The 15,100-nt window shown below is 64.8% G+C and carries 14 protein-coding genes and 1 pseudogene; 10 read left to right on the plus strand and 5 right to left on the minus strand.

Annotated elements, in window-relative coordinates:
* Positions 1-6 precede the first annotated feature (6 nt).
* Positions 7-1,461: a dihydropyrimidinase gene (gene hydA / locus BJ6T_RS08185; RefSeq protein ID WP_014491837.1), complete on the minus strand. Its 1,455-nt coding sequence runs from the start codon at positions 1,459-1,461 to the stop codon at positions 7-9.
* 114 nt (positions 1,462-1,575) lie between these two features.
* Positions 1,576-2,184, minus strand: coding sequence for a TetR/AcrR family transcriptional regulator (locus tag BJ6T_RS08190; protein WP_028169933.1), 609 nt, complete (start codon positions 2,182-2,184; stop codon positions 1,576-1,578).
* A gap of 103 nt (positions 2,185-2,287) precedes the next feature.
* Here BJ6T_RS08190 and BJ6T_RS08195 point away from each other — a divergent pair, with 103 nt between their 5' ends.
* From BJ6T_RS08195 to BJ6T_RS08220, 6 genes are all read left to right on the plus strand, one after another.
* Positions 2,288-2,983 carry a PspA/IM30 family protein gene (locus BJ6T_RS08195; RefSeq protein WP_014491839.1) on the plus strand — a complete coding sequence of 232 codons (696 nt, stop codon included), beginning with the start codon at positions 2,288-2,290 and terminating at the stop codon, positions 2,981-2,983.
* Positions 2,984-3,019: 36 nt separating this feature from the next.
* Positions 3,020-3,295, plus strand: coding sequence for a YiaA/YiaB family inner membrane protein (locus BJ6T_RS08200; protein ID WP_014491840.1), 276 nt, complete (start codon positions 3,020-3,022; stop codon positions 3,293-3,295).
* Between the two features lie 261 nt (positions 3,296-3,556).
* A complete protein-coding gene (locus tag BJ6T_RS08205; protein WP_014491841.1) occupies positions 3,557-4,618 on the plus strand; it encodes an amidohydrolase family protein in 1,062 nt (353 codons plus the stop codon).
* A gap of 72 nt (positions 4,619-4,690) precedes the next feature.
* Positions 4,691-5,803: an amidohydrolase family protein gene (locus BJ6T_RS08210; RefSeq protein ID WP_014491842.1), complete on the plus strand. Its 1,113-nt coding sequence runs from the start codon at positions 4,691-4,693 to the stop codon at positions 5,801-5,803.
* 21 nt (positions 5,804-5,824) lie between these two features.
* On the plus strand, positions 5,825-6,238 hold the full coding sequence (locus BJ6T_RS08215; RefSeq protein ID WP_014491843.1) for a Rieske (2Fe-2S) protein: 414 nt from the start codon (positions 5,825-5,827) through the stop codon (positions 6,236-6,238).
* 73 nt (positions 6,239-6,311) lie between these two features.
* Positions 6,312-6,518: a hypothetical protein gene (locus BJ6T_RS08220; RefSeq protein WP_014491844.1), complete on the plus strand. Its 207-nt coding sequence runs from the start codon at positions 6,312-6,314 to the stop codon at positions 6,516-6,518.
* Positions 6,519-6,816: 298 nt separating this feature from the next.
* Here BJ6T_RS08220 and BJ6T_RS08225 read toward each other — a convergent pair whose 3' ends face one another.
* A complete protein-coding gene (locus tag BJ6T_RS08225) occupies positions 6,817-7,662 on the minus strand; it encodes an SDR family NAD(P)-dependent oxidoreductase (RefSeq protein ID WP_014491845.1) in 846 nt (281 codons plus the stop codon).
* Positions 7,663-7,845: 183 nt separating this feature from the next.
* On the opposite strand from BJ6T_RS08225, the gene BJ6T_RS08230 reads away from it, so the two are divergent.
* The 3 genes from BJ6T_RS08230 (at position 7,846) to BJ6T_RS08240 (ending at position 11,214) form a co-directional block, all read left to right on the plus strand.
* The gene (locus tag BJ6T_RS08230; protein WP_014491846.1) at positions 7,846-9,342 is read left to right on the plus strand and encodes an aldehyde dehydrogenase family protein; all 1,497 of its coding nucleotides are present in this window, start codon (positions 7,846-7,848) and stop codon (positions 9,340-9,342) included.
* A gap of 119 nt (positions 9,343-9,461) precedes the next feature.
* Entirely contained in the window at positions 9,462-10,589 is a 1,128-nt protein-coding gene (locus BJ6T_RS08235; RefSeq protein ID WP_014491847.1) for an alkene reductase, read from the plus strand.
* Positions 10,590-10,707: 118 nt separating this feature from the next.
* Complete coding sequence (locus tag BJ6T_RS08240; protein WP_014491848.1) at positions 10,708-11,214, plus strand: GFA family protein; 507 nt, start codon at positions 10,708-10,710, stop codon at positions 11,212-11,214.
* Here BJ6T_RS08240 and BJ6T_RS08245 read toward each other — a convergent pair.
* Positions 11,168-11,599, minus strand: coding sequence for a TfoX/Sxy family protein (locus BJ6T_RS08245; RefSeq protein ID WP_014491849.1), 432 nt, complete (start codon positions 11,597-11,599; stop codon positions 11,168-11,170). The two genes, BJ6T_RS08240 and BJ6T_RS08245, sit on opposite strands and share 47 nt — an antisense overlap.
* Before the next feature lie 150 nt (positions 11,600-11,749).
* On the opposite strand from BJ6T_RS08245, the gene BJ6T_RS08250 reads away from it, so the two are divergent.
* Entirely contained in the window at positions 11,750-13,411 is a 1,662-nt protein-coding gene (locus BJ6T_RS08250; RefSeq protein WP_014491850.1) for a thiamine pyrophosphate-binding protein, read from the plus strand.
* A gap of 230 nt (positions 13,412-13,641) precedes the next feature.
* Here the strand turns inward: BJ6T_RS08250 and BJ6T_RS08255 are convergent.
* A pseudogene (locus BJ6T_RS08255) lies at positions 13,642-15,021 on the minus strand (LLM class flavin-dependent oxidoreductase).
* Positions 15,022-15,100 lie beyond the last annotated feature (79 nt).

Genomic DNA, 15,100 nt, shown 5'->3' on the forward strand with positions numbered 1-15,100 from the left:
GAAGTCCTACGGCGTGACCGCGCCGCGTGCGACCGCGCGCGGGGCGGTCAGTTGTTTCCATGTCGAGTTGGCGACGTGCACCGGCGAGAACGCCGGACGCTCGATGTAGTGACCGTCGCCGGCCTCGGCGCAGAGATCGCCATCCTTCCAGACGATGCGGCCACGCGAGAGCGTCGCGGCCGGTCCGCCGGTGCAGGCAAAGCCTTCGAACACGTTGTAATCGATCCGGCTCATCTGCCGCTTCGCGCTGATGGTCTTGCTCGCCCTGGGGTCCCATACCACGATATCGGCGTCCGAACCGACGGCGACGGCGCCCTTGCGCGGGTAGATGTTGAGGATGCGCGCGATGTTCGCCGAGGTCACCGCGACGAATTCTTCCTTCGTGAGCCGCCCCGTGGCGACGCCCGCGGTCCACAGAAGTGCGAGCCGATCTTCGAGGCCGCCGGTGCCGTTCGGGATCTTCCTGAAATCGCCGCGCCCGAACCGCTTCTGCTCGGTGGTGAAGGCGCAATGATCGGTGGCGACCACCTGGAGCGAGCCTGATTGCAGGCCGGCCCAAAGACTGTCCTGGTGCGATCTGTCGCGGAACGGCGGCGACATCACGCGCTGTGCGGAATGATCCCAGTCCCTGTTCTGGTACTCGCCGGCATCCAGCAGCAGATGCTGGATCAGCGGCTCGCCATAGACACGTTTGCCCGCGGCCCGTGCGCGGGCGATTGCCTCATGCGCCTCACGGCAGCTCGTGTGCACGATATAGACCGGCGTGCCCGTCATGTCCGCGATCATGATGGCGCGGTTGGTGGCTTCGCCCTCGACCTCCGGCGGCCGTGAGTAGGCGTGGCCTTCGGGGCCGGTGACGCCGCGCGCGATCAGCGCTTCCTGCATCAAGGCGACGACGTCGCCGTTTTCCGCATGGACCACAGGCATGGCGCCGAGATGGGCGCAGCGCGCGAACGAGTTGTAGAGCTCGTCGTCGTTCACCATCAGCGCGCCCTTGTAGGCCATGAAGTGCTTGAAGGTGTTGATGCCGTAGGTTTTGACCACGGTCTCCATCTCGTCATAGATCTGCTTCGACCACGACGTCACCGCCATGTGGAAGCCGTAGTCGGTCGCCGCCTTCTCGGATTTGTGCCGCCACTCCTGATAGGCCGCGAGCATCGACTGGCCGGGATCGGGCAGGCAGAAGTCCACCACCATGGTGGTGCCGCCGGTCAACGCCGCCTTCGTTCCGGATTCGAAATCGTCGGCGGTCACCGTGCCCATGAACGGCATTTCGAGATGGGTGTGCGGATCGATCCCGCCCGGGATGACATAGGCGCCGCCGGCATCGACGATCTCCGCGCCCGTCGGTGCATCGAGCGATGTTCCGATCGCGACGATGGTCTCGCCATCGACCAGCAGGTCAGCACGGCGCGAATGATCGTGATTGACGACGGTGCCGCCGCGGATGAGGAGGGACATGGGAGACTCCGGAGAGAGGACGAGACGCGGCGAAAGCTAGGCGTGCTGCCAGCGATGCGACAGGCGAAATTTTAGTCAGGCGTCGCCGCCAGTTTCGCTGCGCTCTCTCGGCTTCTACGCCGCCCTAGCGATCAAGCCGTCGATCATCGCCCGCACCAGGCCCGCGATTTCCTTCCGCAGCGCCGGCAGCGGCACGGCGACCAGCCTCTGCTCGAGCCCCAGCGCCACCATGCCATGCACGGCCGAGAACAGGCTGCGCGCGGTGATGCCGAGCTCCTCTGTCCCTCTGTCCGGAAACAACGCTGCCAGTGGCGCGTAGATGTGGCGGAACAGCTGCAACTGGTCGTCCACGGACCAGTCGGGGACTTCCTTGCCAAGCTCCATGCGATGCTCGAACATTGCGCGCCAGAGCTCGAGATTCTCTGCGGCGAAATCGCAATAGGCGATCGCGATGCGGACCAGCGTCTCCTGCGGCGATGGATTGCCCGCGCTCACCGCCGCGCTGAGCACCTTGTCGAGCCGGAGTAGCGTGCGCGAGCCGACGCGCAGGACCAACTCGTCCATGTCGGCGACGAGATTGTAGACCGCGCCATTGGCGCAGCCGATCTCGCGGGCGAGATCGCGGGTTTTGAGACCCGCCAACCCTCGCTCAGCGATCATCCGCTCGGCCGCCTGGATCAGGTCGGCCCGCAGTTTCTCTCGACGTTTCAAAGCTCTAGTCATTTGTTAATCAAATTCTTGAGCAGCGCTCAAATATTTATTGAACGATGTTCAAGGTCTCTGCTACAAACCATTCGTGAGCAACGCTCATAACAGGGAGCAGCAAATGTTCAAGACCGTAGTGACGCTTTTCCGCGGCAGCGTGGCCGCCGCGGGCGAGGAACTGGAAGACCGGACGGCCCTTCTGATCCTCGACCAGCAGATGCGCGATGCGGCCGCCGCCGTCGAGCGCAGCAAGCGGACGCTGGCACTGGCGATCGCCCAGGACCAGCAGGAAGGCCGCAAGCTCGAGGCGACCGTCGCCCGCATCGCCGACCTCGAGACCCGCGCGGTTGCGGCGCTCGACGGTGGCCGCGAGGACCTCGCCAAGGACGCGGCCGAAGCCATTGCGGGCCTGGAGGCCGATCGCGATGCGGCGATGACGGCCCGCGCGTTGTTCGCGACCGAGATCATCAGGCTGAAGCGCCACGTCGCAAGCGCGCAGGCTCGCATCACCGAGCTCGATCGCGGCCGCCGCGTCGCCCGTGCCTCCGAAGCGGTGCGCTCGCTTCGCCGCAGCGGCATCGAGGCGGCACGTCCTTACGAATCCACGTTGCCGGAAGCGGAGAGCACCTTGAGGCGCCTGCGCGACCGGCAAATGGAAGCCCAGGCCGCTGACGACGCGCTGGTCGAGCTCGATGCGGCCACTGGCCCGCTCGCCACCGCCGAAAGACTCGCCGAGCAGGGCTTTGGCCCCCGGCTCAAGACGACCGCGGACGACGTGCTGGCGCGGTTGAAGTCCAAGCGCATGCCGACGGCCTGACCCCAAACTCATCATTCGAACCGACAGGAGACCATCATGAACCAGAACGGCCAGCCCCACAGCAGCGCCTGGGTGACCTTCACTTACGCGTCCTTCGCAGCCTCCGCGTTCCTCGTCGCCATCGGCATCTTCTTCCTGCCGATCGATCTCTGGATGAAGGGCTATCTCACCATGGGCATCGTGATGCTGATCCAGACCTGCATCACCCTGACCAAGACGGTGCGCGACAATCACGAGAGCAGCCGGCTGGTGAACCGGATCGAGGATGCCAAGGCCGAGCGCCTGCTGATGGAAGTGTCCAAGGCGGCTTGAGGCGAGAGCGCATATAAGCGTGATGCTAGTTGCAATATGGAGCGGCGGATGCCCTGGCATCCACCGCTCGCGCCGTGAGACCATCCACCATCGAGCAGCCGTGGCGTGCGACGATCGCGGAGCTTCATACCGCGCCTGCGAAATGCAACCGAGCCATGACGGATCGCGCGGGCGGGCGACCTTGCGCGCCGGCGCGGGCAGGGGCACTCTGCGCAAGCGGCGCACAAGAACGCCGCCAATAAGATTGCGCGAGGAAGCTTCATGGCGGTGACGCGGATCGACTGCGATATCCACCCGGCGGTTGGTGGCACACGCACGACGCTGCTTCCCTATCTCAGCGATCACTGGAAAGAGCAGGTCGTGAGCCGCGCCATCGACGGGCTCGATCTCACCTCCTATCCGCCGAGCATGCCGCTGACCGGCCGTGCCGACTGGCGGTCGGCAAATGGCGCCAAGCCCGGCTCCGATCTCGCCATGGTGCAGAAGGGCGCCTTTGATCAATTGGGCGCCAGCCACGCGATCCTCAACGTGCTCTACGGCGCGCAGGCCGTATTCGACGCCTATATGGCCGCCGATTTCTGCAAGGCGATCAACGACTGGATCGCCGCCGAATGGCTGTCGCGCGATCCCCGCCTGCGGGCTTCCATCGTGGTGCCGATGCAGGACCCGGATCTCGCGATCGAGGAGATCGAGCGCCGCGCCGGCGACAATCGTTTCGTCTCCATCCTGGTGTTGGCGCAGGGCGAGACGCTGCTGGGACGGCGGCATTATTGGCCGGTGTACCGGCTCGCCGAGAAGTACAGGCTGCCGCTCGCGATCCATGCCGGCACGCAATATCGGCAGGCGCCGAGTTCGGCCGGCTGGCCGTCGCATCGCTACGAATACTACTTCGTCGAGGCGCAGGCGTTTCAGGCGCAGATATTGAGCCTGATCTATGAGGGCGTGTTCGGCAAGTTTCCGAACCTGAAAGTCGTGCTGATGGAATCCGGCGTGAGCTGGCTGCCGGCCTTCATGTGGCGCGCCAACAAGACCTGGCGCGGCGTCCGCGTCGAGGTTCCCTGGGTCGAACGCGAGCCGGCCGCGATCATCCGCGACAATTTCCGCGTCACCATGCAGCCGTTCGACGCGCCTAACGATGCCAAGAGTGTCGAGGAGATCATCGACCAGATCGGCTCGGAAAAGATGTTCTTGTTCGCGTCCGACTATCCGCACTGGCAGTTCGACGGCGACGATCCGATCCCGCCGAACCTGCCGAAGAGCATCATCGCGAAGATGTGCGTCGACAATCCGCTGGAAACGTTTCCGCGGTTGTCGCTGAACTAGCGCATGATCCGGAAAAAGTGGGAACCGGTTTTCCGATAAGATCATGCGCAAACAAAAAAACTGGAGGATCGCATGAGTGACGTCATCGACCGCCCGCTGCTCGACGAGGAAAAGCCCGCCACCTCGCGGCTGCGTATCGTCGATTGCGACGTGCATCCGAGCCTGCACTCGTTCGACGATCTGAACGAGTTCCTGCCAAAACGCTGGCAGCAGCATCTGAAGGAGTATGGCAGCCATTTGCGCACGCCTTATCTCTTCACCACGCCCTATCCGCGTTCCTCGCCACTGATCGCGCGGCGCGATGCGTGGCCGCCGACCGGCGGGCCGCCCGGCTCCGATCTCGCTTTCATGCAGAAGCAGCATCTCGATCCGCTCGACGTCGAGTTCGGGATTCTGCAGGTGCTCGATCTCTTCATCTTCTCGCAGCAGAACCTGGAGTTCGGCGCCGCGATCCAGCGCGCCATCAACGACTGGCAGCTTGCGTTCTGGTCGCACCGCGATCCGCGCTTGAAGGCCTCGATCCTGGTCGGGCAGGACGGCGTGGATCTCGCCATCGCCGAGATCGAGCGCTGCGCCAAGATCGGCGAATACATCCAGATCAACGTCTCGCCGCGCGCCAACGAGCCGCTCGGCCGCCGTCGCTATTGGCCGATCTACGAGCGTGCGCAGGCGCTGGACCTGCCGCTCGGCATCCATGTCGGCGGCTATGGCGGCCATCCGCCGACCGGCGGCGGCTGGCCGTCTTATTATGTCGAGGAGCACCAGTCCAACGCGCACACCATCGCGGCGCAGCTTGCGAGCCTCGTCATCGAAGGCGTGCCGGAGCGCTTTCCGAAGCTGAAGATCGTCTTCATCGAGGGCGGCTTCGGCTGGATCCCCTCGGCGGTGTGGCGGATGGACCAGCATTTCGAGCGCTTCCGCAGCGAGGTGCCGCATCTCAAGCGCAAGCCGTCGGAATATGTGCGCGAGCATTTCTGGTTCACGACGCAGCCGATCGACGAGCCCGACGAGGCGCGGCATCTGCGTTCGCTGATCGAATGGGTCGGCATCGATCGTCTGCTGTTCTCGTCGGACTATCCGCACTGGGATTTCGACGATCCGCGCTTCGCCTTCAAGACGCCGCTGACGGAGGCCGAGCGGAAGAAGATCTTCAGCACCAATGCCCGTTCGGTCTACAAGTTCTGAGCAAGGAGGTTCTGAACGGATATGGCCCGTCACATTGTCGCGCGCACCTCGGAGATCCCGCCCGGCGGCAACAAGGTCGTCGATATCGCGGGCCGCGACATCGTCGTGTTCCACGTCAATGGCGAGTTCTTCGCGCTGTTGAACCGCTGCCCGCATGAGGGCGCGCCGTTGGAGAAGGCGGCTTGCGTCGCGCGGCTGACCTCGCCCGAGCCCGGAATCTATGAGCGCTCGCGCGTCGGCGAGATGCTGCGCTGTCCCTGGCACGGCTGGGAATTCGACATGCGCAACGGCCAGTCCTGGTTCGATCCGAAACGGGTCAAGATCCGGTCCTATCCGGTCGCGGTGGAACGTGGCGAAGAGTTGCAGAAGGGCCCGTATGTCGCCGAGACGTTTCCGGTGCATGTCGAAGACAGCTATGTGATTGTCGAGGTCTGAGCCGGCATTGCCGATTGAGATTCCAACGCAGGTGCGTTATGGCTCTCGCGCTTTCCAGAGGCGGAGATGAGCTTTGTCGAAACAATCCCTGCGTGAGGAGGCCGAGCGCCTGATCCGCGAATCGATGGAAAAGAAGACCATCGTCGTCAAGCAGGGCTCGACCCGCATCGAGGCCGTCTGCGGCAAGTGCGGCGCGCCGAACCGGGTGCAGGCTGAAAAAGGCCAGAGCCGGGTCAAGTTCGCCTGCAAGAATTGCGGGCATCAGCAGGAAACGCTGTAGCGTTCTTAACCTCTCCCCGCCCTTCTGCGGGGAGAGGCGTAGGCCGCCTTTCGGCGGTCGTTCTCAAGAACGCCGAAGCAAAGCTTCAGCTATGTCACCCTCGGCGATGCGAAGCATCGTCCGACGCGATCCGGGTGAGGGGCATGGCACAGAGCCGCCGCGACAAAAGTCTCGCCGACTCCACGCCGTCCGCTACGGAATCCCTTTCAATAATTCGCGCCGCAGTTTGCGGATGCGGCGCCTCACCCCACCCTCTCCCCGTAAGAACGGGGCGAGGGAGTGAGAGAGCGGTGCAAGCCTACGCCCCCTTCACGAACTTCGCGAACGCGTCGGCATAGTCCGGATGCCAGCGCGACAGCGGCGGGCGGTTCTCGACGATGTCGCCGGCGGCCCACAGCATCCGCTTCTCGTCGAGCGCGCGAGGTACATCGTTGTCCGGACAGAGGATGTAGAAGTCGCCGGCCTCCAGCCGCGCCAGCATGAAATCCACGGTCTGCTCAGCCGTCCAGGCTCCGGCCGGCTTCTCGGTGCGGCCCTTTGCGGTCAGGCCGGTGAAGACGAAGCCGGGAATGAGCAGATGTGCGGTGATGCGGCAGTCCTTCGTGTTGCGCAGCTCGTGCTGGAGCGCTTCCGTAAACGCCTTCACGCCGGCCTTGGAGACGTTGTAGGCGGGATCGCCGGGCGGCGTGGTGATGCCCTGCTTCGAGCCGGTGTTGATGATGAGGCCGGGCCTGCCGCGCGCGATCATGCCGGGCGCGAAGATGCGCGAGCCGTTGATGATGCCCCACATGTTGACGCCGATGATGCGCTGCCAGTTGTCGGGCTCGGCGAACAGCGTGCTGCCCGGCTGAATGCCGGCATTGTTCATGAGGATGTCAGCACCGCCGAAGCGCTCGCGCACGCCGCGTTCCAGTTCCGCCACGCTCTCGGCCTTGCTGACATCGACCGCGAACGTCATCACATGTGTAGCAGGCGTGACGGATGACAGTTTTGTTGCAGCTTCCGCCAGCCGCGCCTGATCCACATCTGCGATGCACACCTTCAAGCCGACGCGCGCGAAGGCCAGCGCGGCAGCCAGTCCGATACCGGATGCGCCGCCCGTGATCACGGCGACATTGTCTTTGACGATGGCGGAATGTGGCATGGTTGGTCTCCGGGGAAGGGATCGGTCGAGCTATAACATGGCACTCGCGCGACCCTGCACAAGTCGGCATGGGAGGTCTTCGTTCCACGCCGCCTTTACGCCTTTCCGGCGGCGCTGTATTCTATTTGACCTAACGATCCCGCCTAGATCGGACCAATCAATCATTTGACAGGGAGTGCAGCCATGGCTGTGTCGCAGGCTATTCCGATCACGCGCCATCCGTTCGCCAACGGGTCCTACAAGCAGATGCTGATCGACGGGAAGTGGGTCGACGCTGCCTCAGGCAAGCGCTTCGAGACCCACAACCCCGCCACCGGCGAATTGCTGGCGACGGTCGCCGAGGGTGACAAGGAAGACATCGACCGCGCGGTCGCCGCCGCTCGCCGTGCCTTCGAAGGCCCCTGGAGCAAAGTAAAGCCGTTCGAGCGGCAGAACCTGCTGCTTAAGCTCGCCGACCTCGTCGAGAAGAATTTCGACGAATTGTCGCAGCTCGACACGCTCGACATGGGCGCGCCGCTCAGCCGCACCCGCGCCTATCGCCTGCGCGCCGTGGGCATGCTGCGCTATTACGCCGGCCAGACCACCGCGATCCACGGCGAGACCATCGAGAACTCGCTGCCCGGCGAAATCTTCTCCTACACGCTGAAGGAGCCGATCGGCGTCGTCGGCGCCATCATTCCCTGGAACGGCCCGCTCACCGCGACGATCTGGAAGATCGGTCCGGCGATCGCGACCGGCTGCACCGTGGTGCTGAAGCCCGCCGAAGAGGCGCCGCTCACCTCGCTGCGTATCGCCGAGCTGGCGATGGAAGCCGGCATTCCGCCTGGCGTCGTCAACGTCGTGCCCGGTTATGGCGAGACCGCGGGCGCCGCGCTCGCTTCGCACCACGACGTCGACAAGGTCGCCTTCACCGGCTCGCACGTCACGGGTCAATCGATCATCCGCGCCTCCGCCGGCAACCTCAAGCGTGTCTCGCTCGAGCTCGGCGGCAAGTCGCCGGACATCGTGTTCGCGGATGCCGATCTCGATGCCGCAGTGCCGGGCGCCGCGATGGCGGTGTTCGCCAATTCGGGGCAGATCTGCAGCGCCGGCACGCGTCTGTTCGTCGAGCAGTCGGTCTACGAAGAGTTCGTCGGCCGCGTCGCCGAGTTCGGCAAGAAGCTGCAGGTCGGCAACGGCCTCGATCCCAACGTTCAGATCGGCCCGCTCGTGTCCGAGGAACAACTCAAGCGCGTCACCGGCTATCTCGATATCGGCCAGAAGGAAGGCGCGCGTGCGCTCGCCGGCGGCGGCCGTGTCACCGAAGGCGCGCTGTCGAAGGGCTTCTTCGTCTCGCCGACCGTGTTCGCGGGCGTGCAGGACAACATGCGCATCGCGCAGGAGGAGATTTTTGGTCCCGTCATCTCCGCGATCGCATTCAAGGACATGGACGAGCTGGTCAAGCGCGCCAACAACACCACGTTCGGCCTCGGCTCGGGCCTGTGGACGCGCGACGTCAGCAAGGCCCATGCGGTCGCGAAGAGCCTGCGCGCCGGTTCGGTGTGGGTGAACTGCTACCAGGCGATGGACCCAGCCGTGCCGTTCGGCGGCTACAAGATGAGCGGCTATGGCCGCGAATCCGGCAAGCAGCATGTCGAGGAATATCTCAACGTGAAGGCCGTCTGGATCAAGACGGCGTAGGGCCTGCTCCCTCCGGCGTTCCGCGAGAGGGAATATCTGGTTTTAATGGGGCGGCGCCTTTTCCAGGGGCCGCCCCTCGCTATATGATCCGCATCCTTTCATAGTCGTCTGAGGCCCACATGAAATTCGAGGCGTTGTTCAAACCGTTGCAGGTCGGTCCGTACAAGCTCGCGCATCGCGTCGCGTTGGCGCCGCTGACGCGCATGCGCGCCGAGCGCGAGAGCTTCTCGCCGCGGCCGCTCAACGCCGAATATTACAGCCAGCGCGCCACGCAAGGCGGCTTGATCATCGCTGAAGCGTCGCCCGTGCTCTCGCATGGCCGCGGCAACCCCGCGACGCCCGGCATCTATTCGGAGGCGCAGATCGCCGGCTGGCGCAAGGTGACGGATGCCGTGCACGCCAAGGGCGGCATCATCTTCCTTCAGCTCTGGCATGTCGGCCGCGTCTCGCATTCGTCCTTCCACGGCGGTGAGCTTCCGGTCTCGGCTTCGGCGATTGCGATCAAGGCCGAAGGCATGAAGGCCATGACCGCCGACGGCAAGATTTCTGATTACGAGACCCCGCGCGCGCTGGAGACCGACGAGGTCAAGGGCATCGTCGAGGCCTTCCGGCAGGGCGCCAAGAACGCGCTCGCCGCCGGTTTCGACGGCGTCGAGATCCACGGCGCCAACGGCTATCTGCTCGAGCAGTTTTTGCAGTCGCGCAGCAACCAGCGCACCGATCAGTATGGCGGTTCGATCGAGAACCGCGCGAGGTTGCTGCTGGAGGTCACGCAAGCGGCGATCGACGTCTGGGGTGCGAACCGTGTCGGCGTGCGGCTGTCGCCCCACGGCATCGCCAATGATTCCGGTGAGCCCGATCCGATGCCGCTTTACACGCACGTCGTGAAGGCGATCGACAAGCTCGGCCTTGCCTATCTTCACTTCATCGAGCCACGCTCCAGCGGCGCCGGCCGTGCCGACGTCCACTGGGAGAACGTGCCCTCCGCAATGGTGCTGTTCCGCCCGCTCTACAGCGGCGTGCTGATGACAGCCGGCGGTTTCACCGGCGAGACCGCGAATGCGGCGATCGCCGACGGCCACGCCGATATCATCGCCTTCGGCCGCATCTTCATCTCCAACCCCGATTTGCCGCGCCGCCTTCGGCACGACTATCCGATCACGCCGTATAACCGCGCGACGTTCTACGGCGGCGAGGAGAAGGGGTATACGGATTACCCGGTGTATGACGAGCTCGCGACGGCGTAAGTCTCTCCGTCGTCATTCCGGGGCGACGCTCGGGACCGCGCGAAGCGCGGCCCGGGAGCGTCGAGCCCGGAATGACGATCGTGTATTGTCGTCTTCGCAATGACGACGGAGAGAGACCATGGCCAAAGCCGCAGTCGCCGCAGGAACCGCCACCGGCCAATGCCTCTGCGGCAAGGTCACCTTCGAGATCGACGTCCCCGCGCGTTGGGCCTGGCATGATCATTCTGCCAGTAGCCGCCGCGCCCACGGCGCGGCCTATGCAACCTATGTCGGAAGCTGGAAGAAGCGCTTTCGCATCACCTCGGGGAAAACCGCGCTCGCCCGCTACGAGGACAAGGCGACCAAGACCGCGCGCAGCTTCTGCGCCCATTGCGGCACGCCGATTGCGTACGAGCGGCCGCGCGGACCGCACATGGTCAACATCCCCCGCGCACTGTTCAACGAGCGCACCGGCCGCCAGCCGCTCTATCACATCGCGATCGAGGAGCTTCAGGAATGGGCCTATACCGGCGAGCCGCTGGTGCCGCTGAAGGGCTTTCCCGGTGTGGTCTGGCAGCGCTCGAAAAAGAAGAAGCGCGCTAGCGGCGAAGACCCTTTCGAGCTCGGCCGCGAGGAGGTGCTTTAGCCTTGGCGGCGACCTTGGTCTTCGCCGCAACAGCCTTCCGCGGCGCCGCTTTGCGTCCCGCGGTATTCGCCGCCACGAAGTCGAGCCCGCGCTTGACCCATTTTTTCAGCTCGGCATCGCTCTGATAACCGTCCGGCGCGAGGCGCACAAAGCCGGTCATGATGCGCCCGCGCATTTCCATGGGGCTGGTATGCGGCTCCTGCAGCATGCGTGCATGCGCGTCCGGGCCGACGCGGATCAGCATGCCGCCGCGCCCGCTTACGGTGCAGCACATGGTGTTGTTCACCATGAAGCAGAGGCCGCCCATCATCTTCTTTTCCGCGACGTCTCGCTGACCCGCCAGCAATTTGCGCACCCGCGCCGCGGTGTTCTCGTCATAGGCCATCGCGTCTCCCCGTGCAGGTTTACGCCGGAGCATGTTCCCAGCTCGCCCGCGCCGACGCAAGTCTGCCATGACGGCGCTTCCTTGCGTGCCTCGGCCAAGTTCGGCCATCATGCCTCATCTTGCGGCAGCGCCCGCGGGTCTGGAGGACACATGAAGAACAAGATTACCGGCCGCTCCGCTTTTCTCGCGCTGCTCAAGGACGAGGGCATCACCCATCTGTTCGGCAACCCCGGCACCACCGAGCTGCCGATCATGCATGCGCTGAAGGACCATCCTGATCTCACCTATGTGATGGCAATGCAGGAGAGCCTGGTGGTCGCGATCGCGGATGGCTACAGCCGCGCCTCCGGCAAGCTCGTCGCCTGCAACGTTCATGTCGCGCCGGGGCTCGGCAACGCGATGGGCTCGCTCTACAACGCCCAGTTCACGGGCACGCCGATGATCCTGACCGCCGGCCAGCAGGAGCAGGGCCACGGCCTGATGGAGCCGGTGCTTTATGGCCCGCTGGTGCGGATGGCCGAGCCGCTGGTGAAATGGGCGGTCGAGGTGACGCGGCTGGAAGATCTGCCGCGCATCGTCCGCCGCGCCGCCAAGGTCGCGATGACGCCGCCGACCGGGCCGGTGTTCATCTCGCTGCCGGGCGACATCCTCAACAGCGAGGCCGGCATCGATCTCGGCCGCTCCACCCGCATCGATGCCCGCGTAAAGCCGTCGGACGAGGCGCTGAAGGCGTTTGCCGCGCGGCTGCTCAAGGCCGAACGTCCCGTCATCGTCACCATGGACGAGGTGGTCAAGAGCGATGCACTGAAGGAGGCCGCCGAACTCGCCGAGCTTTTGGGCGGGGCCGCCTATCAGTCCTCGACGCCCTATGGCTCGCATTTCCTCTCGGAAAGCCCGAGCTTCGTCGGCACGCTGGCGCGCGTGCAGAAGGCCGCGCGCGACACGCTTGCGCCCTACGATCTGCTGATCGCGCTTGGCGGCGATCCCCTGCGGATGTCGGTCTATAGCGAGGTCGATGCGCTGCCTGATGGACTCGGCATCGTCCAGATCGGCCTTGTCGATTGGGAGATCGCCAAGAACTACGGGGCTGAAATCGCGCTCAAGGCGGATCTGAAGGAAACGCTGCGGGCGCTGATCCCGGTGCTGAAGGAGATGGGCGGCGCTGCGCTGGCAAGCCGTGCAAAGCAGCGCCTCGCCGAGCTCGCTCCGAAGAACTGGACCGCGCGGCGCGCCGCGCTGGTCGAGCAGATCGGCAGGAGCGCCGGCCGCAGCCCGATCGATCCGGATTTCCTGGTGCTGCAAATGGTCGAGGCCATGCCCGATCATGCGATCCTCGTCGACGAAGGGCTCACCTCGAGCCGCCAGGTCACGGCGTTGCGTCCGCACCGCGACCGCTATGGCTATCACGGCCTCGCCTCCGGTGGCATCGGCTGGGGCCTGCCGGCCTCCGTCGGCGCCAGCATCGCCAATCCGGATCGGCCCGTGGTGTGCTTCTCCGGTGACGGCAGCGCGATGTATTCGATCCAGTCGCTGTGGACGGCGGCGCATCACAAGCTGCCGCTCAACGTCGTGATCGCCAACAATGGCGGCTACCGCATCATCAAGCAGCGCCTGCTCGCCTTCCATGGCGACGACAATTACGTCGGCATGGATTTCGTCGATCCGCCGGTGGATTTCGCAGGGATTGCGACGGCGCTCGGCTGCGAGGCGATCAAGGTGAGTGATCCCCGTGAGCTGAAGGCGACGTTGTCGTCGGCGTTCAACCGCCCCGGAACGAAGCTGATCGAGGTGATGGTGGACGGGAAGGTGTAGGGGGCAGCTATCGTGCTGGTATTCGCCGCGTTCTCACTGTCATCACCCGCGAAAGCGGGTGATCCAGTATTCCAGAGGCGGCAGTAATAGAGTCGAGAGGCCGCGGCGTACTGGATGCCCCGGTCCCGGCTCCGCCAAGGCTACGCCGGGGCCACAAGGATGCTCGGCCGCCGAAGCCTTTTGGCGAAGGCGGCAAGCCGGGGCATGACAGCGCACCTAAGGTAAGCAGCCTACCCCTTCTTCCCCACCCGATATCCCGCGGCCGGATGCGGCGCGTCGAGCCTTGCGCGGCCGTCGCCGAACAGCTTCTCCCGCAATGTGCCCTTTGCATATTCCGGCTTGTAGCGGCCGCGCTTGGTCAGTTCCGGCACCAGCATGTCGGCGATATCCTCGAAATCGCCGGGCGAGATCGCAAAGGCGACGTTGAGGCCGTCGACGTCAGTCTTCTCGAACCAATCCTCGATCTTGTCGGCGACGCTCTCGGGCGTGCCGACCACGACCGGGCCGGCGCCACCGATGCCGACATGCTCGATGACGTCACGCACGGTCCAGACGCGGTCGGGGTCGCCGCGGGTGACGTTGTCGAGCGCGCTGCGGCCGGCATCGTTCTGGACGTGACGCACCTGCTGGTCGAGCTCGTAGCCGGAGAAGTCGATGCCGGTTCATCCCGACATCAGGGCCAGCGCGCCCTCCGGACTGATATGCGACCGGTAGTCGGCATATTTGGCCGCCGCTTCGGCTTCCGTGTTGCCGAGGATGATCGTCATCATGTTGAACATCAGGATCTCCGCCGGGTTGCGGCCGAGCGCGGCGGCTTCCTGGCGGATTGCCGAGACGCGCGGCCCGATGATCTTGGCCGACGGTCCCGACATGAACACGCATTCGGCATGCTTCGCCGCGAACTGCCGGCCGCGCGGCGAGGTGCCGGCCTGGTACAGCACGGGCGTCCGCTGCGGCGACGGCTCGCTGAGGTGGATGGTGTTGTTGATGCGGTAATTCGCGCCCTCATGATTGACGCGATGGACCTTTGTGGGATCGGTGAAGATGCCGCGCGCCCGGTCGCGCAGCACGGCGTTGTCCTCCCAGCTGCCTTCCCAGAGCTTGTAGACGACCTCCATATATTCGTCGGCGATGTCGTAGCGATCGTCGTGCCCGGTCTGCTTGTCCTTGCCGGCCCCGCGCGCGGCGCTGTCGAGATAGCCGGTGACGACGTTCCAGCCGATCCGTCCCTCGGTGAGGTGGTCGAGCGTCGACATCCGCCGCGCGAACGGGTAGGGCGGCTCGAAGGACAGATTGCTGGTGACGCCGAAGCCGAGATTCTGCGTCACCGCCGCCATCGCCGAGAGCAGCAGCAGCGGCTCGTTCGACGGCGTCTGCGCTGCATTGCGCAAGGCCGCGTCAGGGCTGTTGCCATAGACGTCGTAGACCCCGAGCACGTCGGCCAGGAACAACCCGTCGAAACGGCCGCGTTCCAGCGTCCTGGCGAGATCAATCCAGTAGGGCAGGCGGTTGTATTCGGCGGTGCGATCGCGCGGATGGGTCCACAGCCCGGGTGATTGATGCGCGACGCAATTCATCGCAAAGGCGTTGAGCCTGATCTGCTTGGCCATGATGATCCCCCGGCGCCCTGTACCAAGCGCTCTTCGAATGATAGACGTGCGCCTCAACTTGGCGAAGTTCTTGCATATA

Origin of the sequence: Bradyrhizobium japonicum USDA 6, assembly GCF_000284375.1 — a bacterium.
In the GTDB taxonomy this organism is placed as follows: domain Bacteria; phylum Pseudomonadota; class Alphaproteobacteria; order Rhizobiales; family Xanthobacteraceae; genus Bradyrhizobium; species Bradyrhizobium japonicum.

Coding starts and splice junctions, on each gene's coding strand:
- BJ6T_RS08205 (WP_014491841.1), top strand. CDS start 3,557: ATGGCGGTGACGCGGATCGACTGCGATATCCACCCGGCGGTTGGTGGC.
- BJ6T_RS08230 (WP_014491846.1), top strand. CDS start 7,846: ATGGCTGTGTCGCAGGCTATTCCGATCACGCGCCATCCGTTCGCCAAC.
- BJ6T_RS08225 (WP_014491845.1), bottom strand. CDS start 7,662: ATGCCACATTCCGCCATCGTCAAAGACAATGTCGCCGTGATCACGGGC.
- BJ6T_RS08215 (WP_014491843.1), top strand. CDS start 5,825: ATGGCCCGTCACATTGTCGCGCGCACCTCGGAGATCCCGCCCGGCGGC.
- hydA (WP_014491837.1), bottom strand. CDS start 1,461: ATGTCCCTCCTCATCCGCGGCGGCACCGTCGTCAATCACGATCATTCG.
- BJ6T_RS08200 (WP_014491840.1), top strand. CDS start 3,020: ATGAACCAGAACGGCCAGCCCCACAGCAGCGCCTGGGTGACCTTCACT.
- BJ6T_RS08190 (WP_028169933.1), bottom strand. CDS start 2,184: ATGACTAGAGCTTTGAAACGTCGAGAGAAACTGCGGGCCGACCTGATC.
- BJ6T_RS08250 (WP_014491850.1), top strand. CDS start 11,750: ATGAAGAACAAGATTACCGGCCGCTCCGCTTTTCTCGCGCTGCTCAAG.
- BJ6T_RS08235 (WP_014491847.1), top strand. CDS start 9,462: ATGAAATTCGAGGCGTTGTTCAAACCGTTGCAGGTCGGTCCGTACAAG.
- BJ6T_RS08195 (WP_014491839.1), top strand. CDS start 2,288: ATGTTCAAGACCGTAGTGACGCTTTTCCGCGGCAGCGTGGCCGCCGCG.
- BJ6T_RS08240 (WP_014491848.1), top strand. CDS start 10,708: ATGGCCAAAGCCGCAGTCGCCGCAGGAACCGCCACCGGCCAATGCCTC.
- BJ6T_RS08210 (WP_014491842.1), top strand. CDS start 4,691: ATGAGTGACGTCATCGACCGCCCGCTGCTCGACGAGGAAAAGCCCGCC.
- BJ6T_RS08245 (WP_014491849.1), bottom strand. CDS start 11,599: ATGGCCTATGACGAGAACACCGCGGCGCGGGTGCGCAAATTGCTGGCG.